Annotated in this window: 17 protein-coding genes and 1 pseudogene; 9 read left to right on the forward strand and 9 right to left on the reverse strand. The window is 68.9% G+C overall.

Translation table 11 applies throughout. The annotated features are described in order from the left end of the window. Positions 1-144: 144 nt before the first annotated feature. The 3 genes from AORI_RS63990 (at position 145) to AORI_RS84385 (ending at position 2,140) form a co-directional block, all read left to right on the forward strand. Positions 145-1,164, forward strand: a complete 1,020-nt coding sequence (locus tag AORI_RS63990) for an Acg family FMN-binding oxidoreductase (RefSeq protein WP_016334935.1) — start codon at positions 145-147, stop codon at positions 1,162-1,164. 16 nt (positions 1,165-1,180) lie between these two features. After that, on the forward strand, positions 1,181-1,411 hold the full coding sequence (locus tag AORI_RS63995; protein ID WP_016334936.1) for an SHOCT domain-containing protein: 231 nt from the start codon (positions 1,181-1,183) through the stop codon (positions 1,409-1,411). A gap of 66 nt (positions 1,412-1,477) precedes the next feature. Beyond that, positions 1,478-2,140 (forward strand): ATP-dependent metallopeptidase FtsH/Yme1/Tma family protein, encoded by a 663-nt coding sequence (locus tag AORI_RS84385; RefSeq protein ID WP_338024062.1) that lies wholly within the window; start codon positions 1,478-1,480, stop codon positions 2,138-2,140. On the opposite strand, the gene AORI_RS64005 is transcribed toward AORI_RS84385, so the two are convergent. From AORI_RS64005 to AORI_RS64015, 3 genes are all read right to left on the reverse strand, one after another. Then, positions 2,030-4,570, reverse strand: coding sequence for a cation-translocating P-type ATPase (locus AORI_RS64005; RefSeq protein WP_081809698.1), 2,541 nt, complete (start codon positions 4,568-4,570; stop codon positions 2,030-2,032). The genes AORI_RS84385 and AORI_RS64005 overlap by 111 nt on opposite strands. Then, positions 4,567-5,469, reverse strand: coding sequence for a universal stress protein (locus AORI_RS64010; RefSeq protein ID WP_016334939.1), 903 nt, complete (start codon positions 5,467-5,469; stop codon positions 4,567-4,569). The genes AORI_RS64005 and AORI_RS64010 overlap by 4 nt, the downstream gene beginning before the upstream one ends. A gap of 101 nt (positions 5,470-5,570) precedes the next feature. After that, on the reverse strand, positions 5,571-6,089 hold the full coding sequence (locus AORI_RS64015; RefSeq protein ID WP_016334940.1) for a GNAT family N-acetyltransferase: 519 nt from the start codon (positions 6,087-6,089) through the stop codon (positions 5,571-5,573). A gap of 417 nt (positions 6,090-6,506) precedes the next feature. Between AORI_RS64015 and AORI_RS64020 the strand changes: the two genes are divergently transcribed. Beyond that, complete coding sequence (locus tag AORI_RS64020) at positions 6,507-7,661, forward strand: IS481 family transposase (RefSeq protein ID WP_016334941.1); 1,155 nt, start codon at positions 6,507-6,509, stop codon at positions 7,659-7,661. Between the two features lie 217 nt (positions 7,662-7,878). Here the strand turns inward: AORI_RS64020 and AORI_RS64025 are convergent, their stop codons facing one another. Further along, a complete protein-coding gene (locus AORI_RS64025) occupies positions 7,879-9,252 on the reverse strand; it encodes an MBL fold metallo-hydrolase RNA specificity domain-containing protein (RefSeq protein ID WP_016334942.1) in 1,374 nt (457 codons plus the stop codon). A gap of 23 nt (positions 9,253-9,275) precedes the next feature. Then, positions 9,276-10,256 carry an Acg family FMN-binding oxidoreductase gene (locus AORI_RS64030; RefSeq protein ID WP_016334943.1) on the reverse strand — a complete coding sequence of 327 codons (981 nt, stop codon included), beginning with the start codon at positions 10,254-10,256 and terminating at the stop codon, positions 9,276-9,278. Between the two features lie 218 nt (positions 10,257-10,474). On the opposite strand from AORI_RS64030, the gene AORI_RS64035 reads away from it, so the two are divergent. Next, positions 10,475-11,137, forward strand: a complete 663-nt coding sequence (locus AORI_RS64035; RefSeq protein WP_016334944.1) for a response regulator transcription factor — start codon at positions 10,475-10,477, stop codon at positions 11,135-11,137. Here the strand turns inward: AORI_RS64035 and AORI_RS64040 are convergent. The 4 genes and pseudogenes from AORI_RS64040 to AORI_RS82980 form a co-directional block, all read right to left on the reverse strand. Then, a complete protein-coding gene (locus tag AORI_RS64040) occupies positions 11,134-12,855 on the reverse strand; it encodes a sensor histidine kinase (RefSeq protein ID WP_016334945.1) in 1,722 nt (573 codons plus the stop codon). The two genes, AORI_RS64035 and AORI_RS64040, sit on opposite strands and share 4 nt — an antisense overlap. A gap of 95 nt (positions 12,856-12,950) precedes the next feature. Then, entirely contained in the window at positions 12,951-13,886 is a 936-nt protein-coding gene (locus AORI_RS64045; protein WP_046199815.1) for an Acg family FMN-binding oxidoreductase, read from the reverse strand. Next, positions 13,870-14,604 (reverse strand): SulP family inorganic anion transporter, encoded by a 735-nt coding sequence (locus AORI_RS82240; protein WP_016334947.1) that lies wholly within the window; start codon positions 14,602-14,604, stop codon positions 13,870-13,872. Before AORI_RS82240 ends, AORI_RS64045 begins: the two co-directional genes overlap by 17 nt. A gap of 67 nt (positions 14,605-14,671) precedes the next feature. Next, a pseudogene (locus AORI_RS82980) lies at positions 14,672-15,097 on the reverse strand (lycopene cyclase family protein); the annotation flags it as partial. A 152-nt stretch (positions 15,098-15,249) separates the two neighbouring features. On the opposite strand from AORI_RS82980, the gene AORI_RS64055 reads away from it, so the two are divergent. The 4 genes from AORI_RS64055 to AORI_RS64070 all read left to right on the forward strand — a co-directional run bounded on the left by AORI_RS64055 (position 15,250) and on the right by AORI_RS64070 (position 18,033). Further along, the gene (locus AORI_RS64055) at positions 15,250-16,149 is read left to right on the forward strand and encodes a universal stress protein (RefSeq protein WP_228688162.1); all 900 of its coding nucleotides are present in this window, start codon (positions 15,250-15,252) and stop codon (positions 16,147-16,149) included. A 17-nt stretch (positions 16,150-16,166) separates the two neighbouring features. Beyond that, positions 16,167-16,832, forward strand: coding sequence for a CBS domain-containing protein (locus tag AORI_RS64060; RefSeq protein WP_016334949.1), 666 nt, complete (start codon positions 16,167-16,169; stop codon positions 16,830-16,832). Positions 16,833-16,982: 150 nt separating this feature from the next. Continuing rightward, the gene (locus tag AORI_RS64065; protein ID WP_046199816.1) at positions 16,983-17,405 is read left to right on the forward strand and encodes a hypothetical protein; all 423 of its coding nucleotides are present in this window, start codon (positions 16,983-16,985) and stop codon (positions 17,403-17,405) included. A gap of 43 nt (positions 17,406-17,448) precedes the next feature. Then, entirely contained in the window at positions 17,449-18,033 is a 585-nt protein-coding gene (locus tag AORI_RS64070) for a DoxX family membrane protein (protein WP_016334951.1), read from the forward strand. Positions 18,034-18,061: the final 28 nt, after the last annotated feature.

Raw genomic sequence — 18,061 nt, forward strand, 5'->3', positions numbered from 1 at the left:
CCCGTTCGACGATCCCGCGCGACCGCACGGGAGAACAGAAACGAACGGCCCGGCGAACCGGGCCCTCCGGCCCTCCACGGCCCGCCGTGTCCGGAGAAGCCTGAAACACGGCACTTCACTCCCTTGAGCAGAGGCAGGTTTCCGATGGACCACGGCCTTCCCGACGACTACACGGTCGAAACCGCGGTGGCCCTGGCATGCCGCGCACCGTCGGTGCACAACTCCCAGCCCTGGCAATGGCGCGTCGGAGATCGCACCGTTCACCTCTACGCCGACCGGGCCCGGCAGCTGGCCGGGACCGATCCCGACGGCCGGGACCTGTTGCTCGGTTGTGGCGCGGCGCTGCACCACCTCCGGGTCGGCTTCGCGGCCTTGGGCTGGCGGGCGGAGGTGCACCGGTTGCCCAATCCGGCGGAGCCGGACCACCTGGCGTCCGTCGAGCTGCACCGGCACGAGCCCACCCAGGAGGACATCACGCTCGCCGCCGCCATTCCCCGGCGCCGGACCGACCGGCGCAGGCACAGCTCCTGGACCGTCCCGACCGGGCACCTCGAAACCCTCGCCCGGCACGCGGCGGACGAAGGCACCGTCCTTCGCCCCGCTCTCGACGCCGCCCGCTACCACCTCGCGCGTGCCATCTCCGAAGCCGCCGAGGTCCATGCGGCGGACCCGGCGTACCGCACCGAACTCGCCGCCTGGAGCGGCAGGCACACCGCTCCCGACGGCGTCCCGTCGGCGAACGCACCCGCACAGGACGACACCCCCGGCGCCCTGCCCGCGCGTGCGTTCGCCGACCCCCTGCTCGGACAGCCCGAAGGAGCGGCCGGCGAAGCGGACGAGACCGCGCTCCTCGTGTTGAGCACGGCTTCGGACGATGCCATGTCGCGCCTCCGCGCGGGCGAGGCCACCAGCGCGGTGCTGCTCGCGGCGACCAGCCTGGGCTTGGCGACCTCTCCGCTCACCGAACCGCTGGAAGTCGCGGACACCAGGACGAAGGTGCGGGACCTGGTCACCGGCGGCACCTTCCCGCAGATGGTGCTGCGGACCGGCTGGGCACCGGTCAACGCCGATCCCCTGCCCGCGACCCCGCGCCGGAACCTCGACGAGGTCCTCGCACCGCTCGGGACGCCGGTGCTCCGCGAAGTGCGCTACCGGAGCCACTGAACCGAAAGGAACGACCATGCCTTACTGGCACTACTCCAACGGCGGCTGGGTCAGCATGCTGCTCATGCTGATCACCGTGCTCATCCTGGTCGGCGGCCTCATCACCGTCTCGGTGATCGTGTTGCGCCGCACCACCAAGACTTCGACCGGGCACGACGACGCGATCAAGATCCTGAACGAACGGTTCGCGCGCGGGGAGATCGACAAGGACGAGTTCGAGACACGGCGTGCCGTGCTTCGCGGGTGACCGGGCCCGCCCTCCGACCCGATACCGCCGGCGAGCCCGCCTGAACCCTCAGGTTGGCGCCGCTGGCTGGTTCCCGCGGCTTTCCTGGTGATGCTGCACTTGTTCTTCCTCCCTCATCTGCTGACCGCCGAGACCGCCACCTTCGGCTACACGGAGCTTCTGTCCAAAGTAGACGAAGGACAGGTGGAGAAGGTCACGTTCGACGATGAAGGGGCGATCAAGGGGAACCTCCGCGAGGAGACCGCGTTCACCTCGCAGCTTCCCGTCGCGCTCGACGACGACCAGTTGTCGCCGAAGCTGAAGGAGAAGGGTGTCCAGGTCACCGGCGCGCCAGGGGGCACGTCGGGCGTGCTCTCTTTCGTCGGCAGCCTGCTCCCCTTGCTTCTCCTGGTGGGTTTCTTCATTTGGATGGGCAAAGGACTGCAACGGTCCTCGCCAGAGCCGGGGTTTCAGCACGTCCCGGTCGCCTTGCGGCTGCGGACCGGCGTGGCCGCCTTCTCCTATCGCGACAAGCTCAACTTCGGGATCACCCTGGACTTCGCGAGTGCGCCGGACGCCGGTTTCCTCGCCAAGGCCATCGAAAACGAGCTCTCGGCCTTGGCGAGGATCGCACGCCGGTCACGACCTGGCACGAACCGCCTTGTGGACGGTGTCGGCGAGCAGGACGACCGGGACGGTGGCGAAGGCCAGCACCCAGCCGAGCGGGCTCGGCGTGGTACCACCGAGTAGCCCGGGCAGCGGCGGCATGAGCAGGAACGCGGCCAGCATCGCGAGCTCGAAGACGATCGCGAACCACAGCAAGGGATTTCCCCGCAAGCCGATCCTGCCGACCCAGCGCGACTCACTCCGGCAGGCGAAGGCGTTCGCGAGCTGGCCGAGCACGATCGCGGTGAAGGCGGTACCGGACGCGGTCGCGAGCAGCGCGGTGTCGGGCACCTCGCCGAACCACCATCCGCCACCCAGCAGCACCACCAGGAACGCCGCCATGGACGCCAGCGCCTCGGCCGGGCCGAGCACTCCGAAGGCGCGGCGCACCAGCTTGCCGTCGATCAGGGAGCCACCCTTCGCGGGCCCCTCCATCGTGCGCCGGTTCGGCGGCTCCGCGCCGAGCGCGACCGCCGGGAGCAGGTCGGTGCCGATGTCGAGCGCCAGCACCTGCAGAACGGTGATGGCCAGCGGGATCTGCCCGCCCGCGAGCGCCCATACGACGAACGGCGTGAGCTCGGCGACGTTGTCGGTCAGGTGGTAGGTGAGAAAGCGCCGGATGTTCACGAACGTCGCGCGCCCGAGTTCGACGGCGGCCACGATGGTGCCGAAATGATCGTCGAGGAGGACGAGATCGGCCGCCTCCCTCGCGACGTCACTGCCCGATGCCCCCATCGCGACACCGATGTCGGCCGTGCGCAAGGCAGGCCCGTCGTTGACGCCGTCTCCGGTCATCGCCACGACGTGCCCGCGAGCCTGGAGGACCTTCGCGATCCGGAGCTTCTCCTCCGGGGCGACCCTGGCGACCACCACACCGTCGACATCGAGCAGCCTGCCGAGCGCCTCGTCGTCGGCAGGCAGGTCCTTGCCTTCCAGCACGAGCCGGTCCGGCCCGAGCAGCCCGACTTCCGCGGCGATGGCCGCCGCCGTCCCCGGATGGTCGCCGGTCACCATCGCCAGGCGGATCCCGGCACGACGGCAGGACGCGATCGCGGCGCCGACGTCGGGCCGGGGCGGGTCCTCCAGCCCGACGAGGCCGAGCAGCGTCAGCCCGCCCTGCTCCTCCTGTGCGGCCGGTTCGGCGTTGCGCGCCACCGCGAGCACCCGCAGACCCGCCCTGCTGAACGCGGCGATGGCTTCGTCCGCACCGGAAACCTCCGCGCACAGGGGCAGGACGGTGTCCGGTGCGCCCGAGACATGGAGGCCGTCGACGTCCACGACCGAGGACCGGCGCCGGCGCGGATCGAACGGCCGCCGTCCGACCGGCTGCGGAGCGGCGGTGACTCCGGCACGTGCGGCGAGGACGTGCAGCGCCACCTCCATCGGGTCGCCTACCGGCCGCCACCCGTTCGCCTCTTCGACGGCGTGTGCGTCCGGAGAGCACCGTGCCGCGGAATCCGCGAGCGCCGTCGCCGCCCGCACCGCCGCCGGAGAGCCGGTGAGCTCGCCGACCGGCCGGTATCCCGTACCGTCGACCTCGACGGTCCCGGACGGCGTCCACACCCGGACGACGGACATTTCGTTACGGGTCAACGTGCCCGTCTTGTCGGTGCAGATGAACGTGGTCGCCCCCAGCGTCTCCACGGATTCGAGCCGGCGTACCAGGGCGTTGCGGCCTGCCATCTTCTGCGCCGCCCGCGCCAGCGACAGCGTCACGGTCGGCAGCAGCCCCTCCGGGACGAGCGCGACCGTCACGCCGATCGCGAGGAGGAAGCTCTCCGTTCCCGCGCGGCCGAGACCGAGGGCGGCGGCGAAGAACACGCAGCCGACCGCGACCGCCATCAGGGCCACGATCCGCACCACGCGGTGCAACTGCGTGGCCAACGGACTCCTCGGCCGCACCGCGCTCGCGGTCACCGCCGAGATTCCGGCGAGGCGGGAGCGGGCGCCGGTGGCCGTCACGATCGCGACGCCGTGTCCTTCGGTGACATACGTCCCGGCGAAAACGGATCCGCCGATCTCCGGCCGCACGGGTCTGCTTTCGCCGGTCAGCATCGACTCGTCCACCGAGAGCAGGCCGCATTCGGTGAGTTCCCCGTCTGCGCACACCCGGTCCCCTGCTTCGAGCAGGACCACGTCGCCCACGACCAGGTCCGCCGCGTCCACGACGACCGCACGCCCGTCCCGGCGCACCGTCGCGCGCACCGGCAGCAGATCCCGCAACCGCTCCGCGGCACGGTCCGCGCGGTACTCCTGGGCGAACGAGAACGCACCGTTGAGCACCACGACCACGACGATCGCGATCGACAGCGCAGGCATCCCGGCGAGCAACGCCAGCCCCGCCGCCGCCCACAGCATCAACGCGAAGAAATGGACCATCTGCCCCGCCAGCGTCAGCAACGGATTCCGCTGTTTCGCGGCGGGGAGGGTATTCGGTCCGTCCCGGCGAAGCGCGGCCGCCGCTTCGTCCGCTGTGAGACCCGCCGCTCCCCGGACCATGGCGGAGCCGGTCACCGGCCCGCTGCCTCGCGGGCCACGATCACCGGGCACAGCGCGTAGGACATCACCGCTTGGCTGGTCGAACCGAGGAGCATCCCGGCGACGCCGCCGCGGCCGCGGCTGCCCACGACCAGCAGTTGCGCCCGGTCGGCGTGCTCGAGCAGTTTGTCGGCGGGACGACCTCGCACCACCTCCCGGTGCACACGCACGTCGGGGTACTTCTCCCGCCAGCCCGCCAGCCGTTCGGCGAGGACCTCGTTCGCGCTCTCCTCGATCTCGGCCCGCTCCAGGCTCCAGTGCGTCTCCTCGAAGACCGCCGAAAGGAATGCGTCGTCCCAGCAATGCAAGGCGACCAATTCGGTCTGCCGCCAGGACGCTTCCTCGAAGGCGAGTGCGAGGGCGGCTTCGCTGGTCCTTGTCCCGTCGACGCCGACGACGACCGGTCCGTCCTGCGGCGCTTCGGCTTCCGCGACGTGCGGGCGGATCAGCGCGACGGGGCACGCCGCTCGTGCTGCCAGCGCGATGGACACCGATCCGACCAGTACCCGGCCCAGGGGACGCAGCCCCTCGGTCCCCAGCACGAGCAGGTCCGCGTTCTCGGCGGCGTCCTTCAGCGCTTGCACCGGGCGCTCGTGCCGCAACAGGAGGGAGACGTGGAGATCCGGGGCGATCTCCCTGGCGGCATCACGGGCCTGCCGCAGGAGGCGATGTCCGCGCATCCTGATCATTTCCGCGAGGTTCTCCCGGGTCGGCATCGGCCTCGGATGATTCAGCGACTCGTCGTCGATCGCGTGTACCAGCGCGAGTTCCGCGTGGCGGCGGCGCGCCTGATCCGCCGCCCAGCGGACGGCCCTGACAGCGGACTCCGAGCCGTCGATACCGACGACGACCCGATGTCCGGAATTCTCCGGCATAGCGGTTCACCCCATCCTGATTTCGGCAACTGCCTTGGACGTTAGGAACCGACATGAGAAGAAGGCAGCGGCATTCGTAACCGGGTGACGGGACCTTCGACCTATAAGTCCACTGTGGACGTTTGGGAAGGCAGCCGCACCGCCGCGTCCGCGAGGCCGTCGGTGATCACTCGTCGCGCCCCCGCCGAGTCGAGCAGGTCGGCGACGGCGCGGTTGTCGGCGAGGTAGGTGGCGGCGAACTCGCTGAACCCGTGCCGCGACGCCGCTTCCGCCAGCTTCGTGACCAAAGCCGTCGCCAGCCCTGCCCGGCGCCAACCAGGCTTCACCGCGACCGCGATCTCCGCGACCCCTGGCTGGATCGTCGCCTCGTACCGCGCGATCGCCACGCCCTTCCCGGCCTCGTCACGCGCGACGAGCGCGTAGCGGCGGTCGAAATCGAGCTCGGTCAGGTGTGCCAGCAAGCGCGGTGTCACCTTCGGAGGCGGCCCGCAGAACCGGCGGTACAGCGTGTCCCGATCCGCTTCGACGAGCGCCTCACCGAGTTCTTCGGCGTCGGCCGGGCTCACCCGGGTCACGAAGACGGTCCGGCCATCGCGCAGGCGCACCGGCTGTCCGTCCATCGGCTCAGCGTAGGAACGCGGGCTTGTGCGGCGATACGGCCGAAGAGGTCGTGCCGACGGGACCAACGTCCCTCTTCTTCCGGCCGGCCGTCGTGTCTTGCCCGGCGGGGTGTCCTGAAGGCCACCTTGGGGACGTTGGATGTCTCAAGGGCGGCCTTGAGGTGGCGTGATCGAGCCGCTGGGGAGCCAGCGTGTTCCCGACCGTCCACAAGGGACATCAAGCAGGCGATGGTGTCCCTTCGGGTACTTTGCCCGGGGGGGTCGTGAGTGGCAATGGTCGTTCTAACCGTCTGTCTGAGTTCAGGACATCGTGAACAGTTGATGTTTCAGGACATCGTGAACAGGTGACCGGCCTGTCGGTGTGGTGACCAGGGTGTTTGTGGTGATCATGCGGCGATGGGCAGTACAGGGTTTTCGATGGATCCTGAGTTCGTCGCCGCGGTCGCTCGGGTCGCCGCGGGCGAGAAGATCAACATTTCGGGGTTCTGCCGTGAACGTGGCATCTCCCGGGGTGTGTTCCACAAGTACGTCACGCGGGTCCGCGCGGAGGGTGTGGACGGGTTCGTCCGCCGCAGCACCGCCCCGCGCCACCGTCCGGCCGCGTTCGGGCCGGAGGTGGCCGAGGCGGTGCTGCGGGCCCGTAAGGAACTCGAGGACGAGGGCTGGGACAACGGGCCGATCTCGATCCATTGGCGGCTGGAGGACGCCGGGTTCGAGCCGTTGCCGTCACGGTCGGCGGTCTACCGGATCCTGCGTGATCACGGCCAGATCACCCCGGAGCCACGGAAGAGGCCCCGCACGAGGCGCCGGTTCGAATACGCCGACCCCAACGGCTGCTGGCAGATCGATGGCATGGAGTACTACCTGGCCGATGGGCAGAAGGTGTGCATCATCCAGATCCTCGATGACCACTCCCGCCTCGACGTCGGCACCTACGCCGCGGCAAGTGAGAACGGCACCGACGCCTGGGCTGCGTTGCAACAGGCGTTCGCCGGCCACGGGGTTCCGGTGAAGGTGCTGTCCGACAACGGTTTGTCCTTCTCCGGCAAACACCGCGGCCGCATGGTCGAGCTGGAACGCCACCTCGCCGGAGAGGGCGTCACCGCGATCGCCTCCTCGGTCTATCACCCGCAAACCTGCGGCAAGAACGAACGCGTCCACCAAACCCTGCAGAAATGGCTCGCCGCCCGGCCTCCGGCCGAAGACCTCGTTGCCCTGCAACACCTTCTCGACGATTACCGGAAGATCTACAACACCCGGCGACGCCACCAGAGCCTCAACGGCCAAACCCCGCAGCAACGCTACGACGCCCGCAGCAAAGCCGCCCCTGCCAGCACCGGCCACCAGCCCAGCGGCGTCACCCAGCGCCCGGTCTCAGCCACCGGCGTCATCGCCTTCTCCGGCTGCTCCATCGTCCTCGGCCGCCGCTGGGCAGGCCACACCGCCACAGTGTTCTGGCAAGGCGACCGCGTCACCATCACGATCGGCGACACAGTCGCCCGCCAGCTCACACTCGACAGATCAGTACGCTACCAACCACTGACCAAACCAAAACTGTTCACGAAGTCCTGAAACACATCTGTTCACGAAGTCCTGAAACATGACAGGTCGTTCTAACCCTCTTTGCCACTCACGACCCCGCGCAAAACTGGACTTATAGGCACAAAGCAGGCGCGTTGCTGCCCCGAAAGTGACCGTTGTGGACACTCTCTGCCTTGACTCGACGGCGCGGCGTTCACTCACGACCACCCGGCGCCTGTCGGCAGTGCCGAGAGCCTCCCTGTAGCCGTCAGATCAGCACCCGCTCCCGATCACGGGGAACGACGGCCTGCCAGTCATGCTCGGCACGAAGCCGTTCGGCGACCGCCGCCGACGCCTCGGGCTCGCCGTGCACGAGATAGGTGGTCTTCGGCGCCGCTCCCGCGCTGGCCCACCGCACCAGCTCGTCCGCGTCGGCATGGGCGCTGAAGGCGTCGAGCTGGGCCACGTCCGCGCGGACCGTGGTGTACCGGCCGTGGATCTTGATCTGCCTCGCTCCGTTCGCGAGGCTGCGCGCGCGGGTTCCTGGGGCGGCGTAGCCGACTATCAGCACGGTGTGGCGGTGATCGGGCAGCATGTGTTCCAGGTGATGCAGTACCCGGCCACCGCTCGCCATCCCCGACGCGGAGATGATGATCGAAGGCATCCTCGGCGCGTTGACCCGCATGGATTCCTCCACGGTCCGGAGCTCGGTCAACGAAGGCGGGGTCAGCGGATCGTGCCCGGCCAGTTCGGGCCGGATCTCCGGCCAGTGGTCGCGGAACGCCTCGCGGTACACCCTCAGCGCCGCCAAGGCCATCGGGCTGTCCACGTACACCGGCAGCTCGGGGATGGTGCGCGACCGCATCAGTTTCGCGAGTGCGGCCAGCACCACTTCGGTCCGGTCGACGGCGAACGCCGGGATGAGCACACTGCCGCCGCGCCTGGCCGTTCGCCGGATGGTTTCGCCGAGTCGGTCCATGGCATCGGTGTCGTGGTGGACGCGCGAGCCGTAGGTCGATTCGAGCACCAGCGCGTCGCAGGGAGGCCGCGGTGAAGGCGGACGCAGGAGACTGTGCGCCGGACGGCCGAGGTCGCCGCTGAAGACGACGTCGCGCCCGTCGGACCGCAACTGTGCCCAGGCGGAGCCGAGGATGTGGCCGGCTTGCCCGAAACGCAGCGTCATGTCCTTGCCCACCGTCGTCTCGGCGCCGTAGTCGAGTTCTTCGAGCAGTCCGATCGCCTTCCGCGCGTCGCCCGCGTCGTACAGGGGTAAGGCCGGCCGGTGCTTGGACCAGCCGTACTTGTTGGCGTGCGCGGCTTCCTCGGTCATGAGGTGGGCGCTGTCCTCCAGCACGATCGGCACGAGCGCCGCGGTGCCCGGCGTCGCGTACACCGGACCGCGCCAGCCGGATCGCACCAGGACCGGCAGGTACCCGCAGTGGTCCAGGTGGGCATGAGTGATCACCACGGCGTCGACGTCGGTCAAGGCACGCGGCAGCGGTGCCCAGTTCCGGCGGCGCAGGTCGCTGAGCCCCTGGAAGAGGCCGCAGTCGACCAGGACGCGGGATCCGGGTGTTTCCAGCAGGTACTTGCTGCCGGTGACGGTTCCGGCTCCGCCATGGAAGGTCAGCGCGATGGTCACGATGCCACCTTTCTCGTCGGAGCTCAGAATCCCGTTCCGAGGATTTCGTCGACCGCGCGGCTCGGGCTCGGCGGTACCAGTCCGGTGGGATAGCCGAAGCGCATGACGGCCTGCGGAAACCCGGGAAGTTCCAGATCCTCCGCCAACGCGGAACGGACTTCGGGCAGGTGCAACGGCTGGGTCAGGACAGAACCGGCCAGACCGTCGTCGACCGCTTCGAGCCAGGTGTCCTGTAGCGCGTGTCCCGCGTGCAGGTGGTCGTATCGGCTGTCGTCGACGGTGAGGAAGACGAGCAAGGTCTCGCCGGCGAGGCGACGCTGGAGAACTCGGCGATCCGGAAGAGCCGTTCCTGGACGGACCAGCCCCGCCCAGGGAAGCGATCCGGTGGGTAGCGTACTCGCGGCCAGTCCGACGCCATGGCGGTGATATTGCTCGTCGTGGATGGTCCATAAGGCCAGTTCGCGCTGATATGCCAAATCGTGCTGATACGCCTCGGCGGCGAATTCGAGCAGATCCGCGACCCGGGAGAGTTCCAGCTCGTCGTAAATCAGCCTGGCTTCGACCCCGCTCTCGGTCGCGGCGGCGATCAGGTCGCCGATCTTCTCCCGGGAGACACGCCTGCCGGAGAAGGGGTGACGATAGCTCCCTCGCCGGGCGATCGCCGAGTACCGGTGCAGGTCGACATCGGACGGCGCCGAACGCCCCGTGGTCTCGATCGCGGCGACGAGGTCCGGCTCGCCGTCCTCCGGGAACATCCGCGTCGTCAGGTCGTAGCCGAGAACCCGGACCGCGAGCTCCACATTGGCGAGGGCGGCACCGCACGAGATGAGCCGGTCCCGGCCACGGGTGTCGTGTTCGGGCAGGGCCACGTCACGGCGCTCACGCAGGAGAAGACGGCCGCCGTCGAGCTCCAGTCGCCACGGCTGGATGTTGTGCACGGAGGGCGCCCGCAGCAACGTCCTCGCCAGTACCTCGGTCTCGGCCCTCGTCCACCCGTTCGCCATGTGCTCCGTCCTCAGTCGTCATTCGCTCGAGTTCCACGGTGCACCTGTCCCGCGAGGACCGAGCAGGTACCGAGGGCATCGATCACCGGGACCAAATACCCGGCGCGGGTCCCACTAGGGTCCAAGGTCCCGGTTCGTTGGGACGTCTAGGTGGCTGTATCGGCCGAACTACACAGGTACCGTCGGTCGAGAAGCCGGGACCCCGCAGGAGGGACGACATGGCGATCAAGGTGTTCCTCGTGGATGACCACGAGATCGTCCGGCGGGGGCTGGCGGATCTGCTCGGGAACGAACCCGACATCGAAATCGCCGGCGAGGCCGCGTCCGTCGCCGAAGCACTCGCGCGCGTCCCCCAAAGCGAGGCGGACATCGCCGTGCTCGACGTGCGGCTCCCCGACGGGACCGGCATCGAGCTCTGCCGGGAGCTGCTGTCCACCGAGCGGGAGCTACGGTGCCTGATGCTCACCTCGTACGCCGACGACGAGGCACTCTTCACCGCCATCATGGCCGGCGCGTCGGGATTCGTCCTCAAACAGGTACTCGGCAACGACCTCGTGTCGGCCATCCGCACCATCGCGGGTGGCGGCTCACTGCTCGACAGCCGGACCACCGCCGCGCTGATGAACCGCATCCGGCGTGAGCGCGACCAGAACGATCCGACCGCCGCCCTGTCCGAGCAGGAACGAACCGTGTTCGACCTGATCGGCGAGGGCCTGACCAACCGCGAGATCGGTGAGCGGATGTTCCTCGCGGAAAAGACCGTGAAGAACTATGTCTCCCGGATCCTGGCCAAGCTCGGCATCCAGCGCCGGACGCAGGCCGCGGTCCTCGCGACGGAACTCAAGAAGACCGCGGCGCCCCCGGTATTCGGTGACGGCTAGGTCAGCGGAACACGCCAAAGCACCCGCGCGCCACCACCGTCACGGTCGCCGAACTCGGCTTCGCCGCCACATCTCTCCGCTCGGTCGGCGAGGTTCGACAGACCACTTCGCCTGCCCTCGTGCGGGATACCGATGCCGTTGTCGGCGACCTCGATGGTCAGCTCACGGTCGGCCTCCACACTGATCGTGATCTCGTCGGCGCCGGAATGCCGGACGGCGTTGCTCAGCGCCTCGCGGACCACTGCCTCGGCATGTTCGTGCAGTGTCTGCGGCACGAGCGTGTCGACGGCCCCGGCGATCCGGACCGAAGGGGTGAGCGTGCTCTCGGTCGTCAACTCCGTGACGGCGTCCAGCAGCCGGCGGCGCAGGCTCTTCGAGGCGTCCGAGCCCGAGGTGTGCAGGTCGAAGATGGACGTCCTGATCTCGCGGACCGTGCGATCCAGTTGCTCCACCGCCTGCGTCACCCTGTCCCGCGCGAACGTGTCGGGTACCCGCGGCACGATGCTCTGCAAGCTCATACCGGTCGCGAACATCCGCTGGATGACGTGGTCGTGCAGGTCCTGGGCGATCCGGTCCCGGTCGGCGAGGACGTCCAGCAGCCGCTGATTTCGCTGTTTCTCGCCGAACTCCAACGCGACCGCGGCCTGGCCGGCGAACGACGACAGCATGGGGAGCTGATCAGCCTTGTACTGGGCGGAGCCCTTGTCCCTCCCCGCGATGAGGGCCCCGCCGACACCGGAAGTGCTGTTCAACGGGATCACGGCGGCCGGTCCGAGACCCTCGAAAGCGGGCTCGGCCTGACCGGAGGAGACCGTACCCAGGTCCGGGACGAGACTGGGCTGACCGGAATCGAGCACCTGGTCGATGGCCGGATGCCCGCCCGCCAGCGACGTACCCTCCAGAGCGGTCGTCCGTTCCCCCGCGAAGACGCCCACCGTCAACGGTTGCCCGACTTCGGTGGCGAGGAGAATCAGCACCTGATCGGCGGCGGAGAGTTCGCGAACCCTGGCGGCGATCAGGTTCAGCGTGTCGGTGACCGAAGCTCCTCCGAGGAGTTCCCCGTTGACCTCCGCGACCGCTTCGAGCCAGCGTTCCCTGGTCCGTGACCGTTCGAACAGCCGGGCGTTGTCGATCGCGACCCCGGCGGCCGCGGCGAGTGCTTGCAGGACGACCTCGTCATCGGCGGTGAATTCGGCGGCGCCCCGCTTCTCCGTCATGTACAGATTGCCGAAGACCTCGTCCCGGACGCGGACCGGGACACCCAGGAAGCTGTGCATCGGCGGATGGTTCGCCGGGAACCCGACCGAGGCCGGGTGCTGAGACAGATCCGGTACCCGGACCGGACGCGGCTCCGCGATGAGCAGTCCGAGCAGGCCCCGGCCTTCGGGCAAGTGGCCCATATGGGACCGGGTTTCCGCGTCGATGCCTTCGTAGACGAACTCCGAAAGCCCGTCTTCGTCACCGAGCACGCCGAGTGCGCCGTACCGGGCGTCGACCAGTTCGACCGCCGCCTGCACGATTCTCTGCAGGGTCGAGTCGAGTTCCAGCCCGGTGGCCACGGCCAGAACCGCGTCGAGCAGGCCTTGAAGCCGATCCCGGGTCTTGACGATCTCGGACAGCCGCTCTTGGACCTCGTGCAGCAGTTCGTCGAGCCGTAGTCCGGTCAAGACCGCCGCGCTCGGTGGCGTCTCGTCGGCCGAACCTCGCTCCGGCGGCATTCGGTCACTCCTCAGGTCGGCACGGTGGCGGGTCTCCGCCGCCCGAACGACTCCAGCGTTTCACCACCGGCCGCCTCTGCCAAGTCACGCGGCCGTCAGGACGGACGATGACCGTCCGGATAGCCGAGCCGCATGATGAGCTGAGGGTGTCCCGGTAGGTTCAGTTCCGCGGTCATCCGCTCCCGGACGTGTTCCTCGTGCAGCAGCTGGGTCAGCACCGACGCGGCCAGGCCTCCGTCGATGGCCGCGAGCCAAGAGCGTTGCATGGCCACTCCCGTGGCGAGGTGGCCGGCGCGATCGTCATCCTTCGCACAGAAGAGCAAGATGCTCTCCGCGTCCAGCCTGCGCGCAAGGGTCCGGACGTCGGGGACCAGACTGGCCCGGCGGACCAATCCCGCCCACGGAAGGCCCGCCTTGTCGTAGCCAGGCCGGAGCAGGCCGTCACCGATACCGTCGGACCGCCAGTCCCCTGTCCATTCCTCGAGCTCCCGCTGGACGCCGTCGTCGCGCTGAATCGTTCGAGCAGCCCGCTCGAGCAGTGCCGCGAGGAAATCCTTGTCACCGGCGCCCAGGACCCGGCAGCCGACTCCGGGCGGCAGCTGCCCGATGACCGGTCCGAGGATCGACGACGCGACCGGGATCGCGGCGAACGGGCGGCGGTGGCTCCGCCTCCGCGAGATGGCGGCGTACGCGTGCAGCTCGCGGTCGGACGGCGGCTCACGGCCCGAGGTGGTCACGACGGCGACCAGCGGTCCCGGCCCCGGAGGCATCTCCACGTCGGTGGCCCACCCCAGTACCCGGACAGCCAGTACCAGGTTCTCCAAGGCCGCTCCACAGGAGATGAGCCGGTCGCGACCGGTCGGGTCGTGCTCGGGCAAGGAGAGATCGGTCCGTTCGCTCAGCTCGGCGCGCATACCGGGCAGGTCCAGCGACCATGGCTGGATGTTGTGCACCGACGGCGCACGGATGACGGCTCGTGCCAGGATCTCGACCTCGCTGCCGGACCACATGCGCTCATCCTGGTTCGGCATGCGCCTTCCCCCTCTCACGGAACGCTTCGACGACACTGGGCAGCGTCGGGTACAGCGACCCGGAACCGATCAGCCCGAGTAGGTCTGCGGCTTCCAGATCTTCGCGTAGCTCCTGTTTCACTCTGGCGAGCGCGAACGTGATCCCGCGGTGACGCAGCTCGTCACAGATCCCGCGCAAGGCATCCGCCGCCGTGATGTCGAGTTCGACGTTGGCCTCCGCGTTGAGGACGAACCACTCGACCCGCTTTTCCCCGTCCAGGGCGGCGAGGGCTCGCCGCCGGAAGTCGTCCGCGTTGGCGAAACACAAGGGTGCGTCGTACCGGTAGATCACCAGGCCCGGCTCGGTCGTCGCGTCGGGATAGTCGCCGACATCGTGCATCCCGGGCACTCCCGGCACGAAACCGAGCACGGCACCGTGCGGCCGCGCCAGCCGGCGCAGAAGATCCAAAATGGACAGGCCGACGGCGGCCAGCACGCCGTAGAGGACGCCCAGTGCGACGACGGCGAGCAAGGTCGACACCGCCAAGAAGAACTCGCTGCGGCGGAACTTCGCGATGCGCCGGAATTCCCGGGGATCGACCAGCTTCAACGCCGCGTAGACGACGATCGCCGCCAACGCCGCCTTGGGAAAACCTGCCAGCAACGGTCCCGCGAAAAGTACCGTCAGCACGACCGTCGCGAGCGCGGTCAGGGAGTACAGCTGGGTCCGGGCGCCCATCGCGGATGCCAGTACGCACGTGCCAACCACGGAAGATCAGCCAGCCGTCCACCCGTGCCGGGCCAGGCCGGAGAACACTGTCGAACACCCAATCAGTCCGGAGGGATTCGCCGTCCACAAGGGCTTCCGCCCCCTGGCCCGCCTGCCGGATCTCGGTGATCCGCCCGCGGCGGAAGACGACATCACCACGTCGAGCCGCGGCCTTGCCGACCGCCGCCGCCAGATCGTCACCACGGACGAAGCGGTATTCGTACCGGCCGAGGCCGACGATCCGGCCACGTCCGGCCGCGTGCACGCGGAACCGATCGAACGTTCGCGACACCGCCTCGTCGAGGAGTCCCGGCTCAGCGGACCAGTAGGCCCAACCCGCGGTCGCGAGCTGACGGCCACCGTCGTCCACGACGACGATCGGTCCCGGGGATTCCGGCCGTGCCACCAGATGTGCCACGAGGCTGAGGCCGCTGAGCCCTCCGCCGGCGATGAGGATCGTCATCGATCGAGTGAAGCGGCTCCACGCGCACACGCACCAGTGACCTGAGGCGCACCCGAGGTCCCCGGAATCCGGGACCAACGGCACCGGACCGCACACGTCCGCCCGCTTAGCTTTGGCCCCGTAGGGACGTAGCTGAGCGGAAAGAGCCGATGATGAACCGAACCTTCCGGCTGACCGGGCCGATCGTGGTCGGTGCCGACGGATCCGCCGGCGCCCGTGCCGCCGCCACCTGGGGCATGCAGGCCGCCGACCGCCACGAAACCTCCCTCGAACTCTGGCACGCGCTGGGAATTCCGGACTACTACCTGGGTAGTGTGCCGCCGTCCGATGAGCTACTGCGCAAGGTCAAGAACCGCGGAGAAACGATTCTCCGCGAAACAGCGGACACCGTGGGCCACACATACGGCCCCGTCGTCACGACACACCTCTCGGACGACTCCCCCGCCCCGGCGCTGATAGAGGCTTCTGAAACCGCTCGTCTGGTCGTTCTCGGTTCCACCGAGCACAGCCGCTTCACCGCCCTGTTCGGCGGATCGGTGACGACCGCCCTCGCCGGGCACGCACACTGTCCCGTCGTGTCGGTACGCGGCCGCACCTGGGACCTCCCCGCGGCGGGGAAACAACCCGTCGTGGTCGGCGTCGACGGAAGCCCCTCCGCCGAGGTCGCGATCGCCGCGGCCTTCGACGAGGCTTGCGCCCGGGGAGCGGACCTGGTCGCGGTGCACGCCTGGGAGGACGTCTCGGCTTCCCGGTCCTTCGGTGATCCCGCGGGCAACTACGGCTGGAGTGCCTTCACCGAATCCGCTCGACGGATGCTCACCGAGCAGGTGTCGAAGTTCCGCGACAGCTATCCCGACGTCGAAGTGCACCAGGTGGTCGTGCACGACGAACCCCGCCAGGAACTGCTGCGCTGGAGCGTCAAAGCCCAACTGGTCGTGGTCGGCAGCCGGGGCCGCGGCGGGTTCCGCGGTCTCCTGCTCGGCTCGACCGGACACAGCCTGATCCACCACGCCGCCTGCCCGGTGCTGATCTCCCGCACCGCGGATTCCTGACCACGAAGGAGCGATCCATGTGCAGCACCGTTTCCGAAGTCATGACCACCGATCCGATCGCGGTCACGCCGGACACCGGCTACAAACACCTCGCCGCGCTGATGGCGAGGCAGCGGATCAGCGCGGTCCCCGTCGTCGACGACTCCGGAGCGCCGATCGGCGTGGTGTCCGAGGCTGACCTCCTGGCGCGGTTTCGGGATCCCCGCCCTGCCTTCTTCGCCGGACATCACGCCAAAGACGAGTCACGCAAAGCGCAAGCCTTACTCGCCAGGGACCTGATGACCGCACCCGTGGTGACGATCGCAGCAGGCGCCTCCCTCGCCGCCGCGGCGATCCTCCTGGCCAGGAAGCATGTGCGACGGCTGTTCGTCGTCGAGGACGCGAAGCTGGTCGGTGTCGTGTCGCGCCGAGACCTGCTGTCCTCGTTCCGGCGTCCCGACGAAGAGATCCGTGGCGAGATCGAACACGACATCCTCGCCGGCACCCTGTGGGTGACGCCAGGACAGGCGTCCGTCACGGTCGCCGACGGTGTGGTGACGCTCCTCGGCAGGCTGGACAACCGCGGCGCCGTCGAACGCGCGGGCGCCCTGTCGAGCGAGGTCCCCGGAGTGGTCGACGTCCGGAACCGGCTCGACTTCGTCTGGGACGACGACGTCATCCGGCCCGCTTCCCTCGGCATCTGAGCGGCGGGACCTTCGGCCCGTGCTCGGCGGGATCCGGGCGGACCGAAGGGCCGGTTCACCCGGGGCGTCCGCCTCTCCTGATTCGCCGACGAGCCGAGCACGATGGGAGTACAGGTCAACAACCCGCGGATCGGAAGCGAGGACCCTCCCATGTCGGCCACGAAGAACCAACGGGAACAGGCTCCCCTCGCCCGCTATGCGGATCTGAAGGACCGGCGGCTCGCGATCACCTTGTCGCGGGAAGACCTCGAGGAGGAGAAAGATCGGGATCCCCTCGATCGGATCACCTGCCGGACCCATCGCCGCTGGCTGCACCAATGCGTGTCCTCGCCGCTGCACGTCATCGTCGTGACCGGCCACCGCTGGTGCCGCTCTTGCTCTCTCGCGCTCTCCGTCGCGGTCGACGAACTGGCCGGGGACGTCACCTTCTCCTGCCCGGGCTGTGGACGGGCGGCGCCGACGCGGGCGACCCGGCAGCTGATTCGCGCATGCCGCGCGAGTCTCGCGGCGGCGCATGACGATGGCCTCGTGTACCCGGGCCTTTCGACCCCAGAGCAGCGTGCCGTGTCGTAACACACTCGAAGCGATCGTGAAACTGCCAACAGAGGAGAAGTCCATGGCCACCACCGAAAGCGGACACCGGCGCAGCGTTCCCGTCCAGCATCAGGAAGTCCATTCCGGCCGGTCGGCCGGTGCGGTGAGCCTCGCCGTGCTCCGCGTCGCCACCGGTCTGCTGTTCCTGTGGGCGTTCGCCGACAAGACCTTCGGCCTCGGCTACGCCACCGCTTCCGGCAACGCCTGGATCAACGGTGGCTCGCCGACGAAGGGCTTCTTGAGCCGCGTCGACGTGGGCCCGTTCGCCGAAACCCTGCGCTCTTGGGGCGGAACCTGGTGGGCGGACTGGCTGTTCATGGCCGGTCTGCTCGGCATCGGTCTCGCCGTCACCCTGGGGATCGGGATGCGGATCTCCGCCATCACCGGCACCGTGATGATGCTGCTGATGTGGATCGCCGAATGGCCCCTCGACCGGACGAACGGCGCGGGCGAGCCGACCATGTCGACGAACCCTCTGATCGAGTACCACGTGATCTACGCCCTCGTGCTCATCGCGCTCGCCGCGACCGCCGCCGGAAACACCTGGGGGCTCGGAGAGCGCTGGACTCGACTGTCCTTCGTGGACAGGAACCCTTGGCTCCGGTGACAGTCCGGAAACCGAAGTCCCGGCACCG

The organism is Amycolatopsis keratiniphila (genome assembly GCF_000400635.2).
GTDB classification, from domain to species: Bacteria; Actinomycetota; Actinomycetes; order Mycobacteriales; family Pseudonocardiaceae; genus Amycolatopsis; species Amycolatopsis keratiniphila.

Coding starts and splice junctions, on each gene's coding strand:
- AORI_RS63990 (WP_016334935.1), top strand. CDS start 145: ATGGACCACGGCCTTCCCGACGACTACACGGTCGAAACCGCGGTGGCC.
- AORI_RS82240 (WP_016334947.1), bottom strand. CDS start 14,604: ATGGGCGCCCGGACCCAGCTGTACTCCCTGACCGCGCTCGCGACGGTC.
- AORI_RS64070 (WP_016334951.1), top strand. CDS start 17,449: ATGGCCACCACCGAAAGCGGACACCGGCGCAGCGTTCCCGTCCAGCAT.
- AORI_RS64020 (WP_016334941.1), top strand. CDS start 6,507: ATGGATCCTGAGTTCGTCGCCGCGGTCGCTCGGGTCGCCGCGGGCGAG.
- AORI_RS64030 (WP_016334943.1), bottom strand. CDS start 10,256: ATGGCGAACGGGTGGACGAGGGCCGAGACCGAGGTACTGGCGAGGACG.
- AORI_RS64040 (WP_016334945.1), bottom strand. CDS start 12,855: ATGCCGCCGGAGCGAGGTTCGGCCGACGAGACGCCACCGAGCGCGGCG.
- AORI_RS64060 (WP_016334949.1), top strand. CDS start 16,167: ATGTGCAGCACCGTTTCCGAAGTCATGACCACCGATCCGATCGCGGTC.
- AORI_RS64015 (WP_016334940.1), bottom strand. CDS start 6,089: ATGGACGGACAGCCGGTGCGCCTGCGCGATGGCCGGACCGTCTTCGTG.
- AORI_RS63995 (WP_016334936.1), top strand. CDS start 1,181: ATGCCTTACTGGCACTACTCCAACGGCGGCTGGGTCAGCATGCTGCTC.
- AORI_RS64035 (WP_016334944.1), top strand. CDS start 10,475: ATGGCGATCAAGGTGTTCCTCGTGGATGACCACGAGATCGTCCGGCGG.
- AORI_RS64055 (WP_228688162.1), top strand. CDS start 15,250: ATGAACCGAACCTTCCGGCTGACCGGGCCGATCGTGGTCGGTGCCGAC.
- AORI_RS64010 (WP_016334939.1), bottom strand. CDS start 5,469: ATGCCGGAGAATTCCGGACATCGGGTCGTCGTCGGTATCGACGGCTCG.
- AORI_RS64065 (WP_046199816.1), top strand. CDS start 16,983: ATGTCGGCCACGAAGAACCAACGGGAACAGGCTCCCCTCGCCCGCTAT.
- AORI_RS64045 (WP_046199815.1), bottom strand. CDS start 13,886: ATGCCGAACCAGGATGAGCGCATGTGGTCCGGCAGCGAGGTCGAGATC.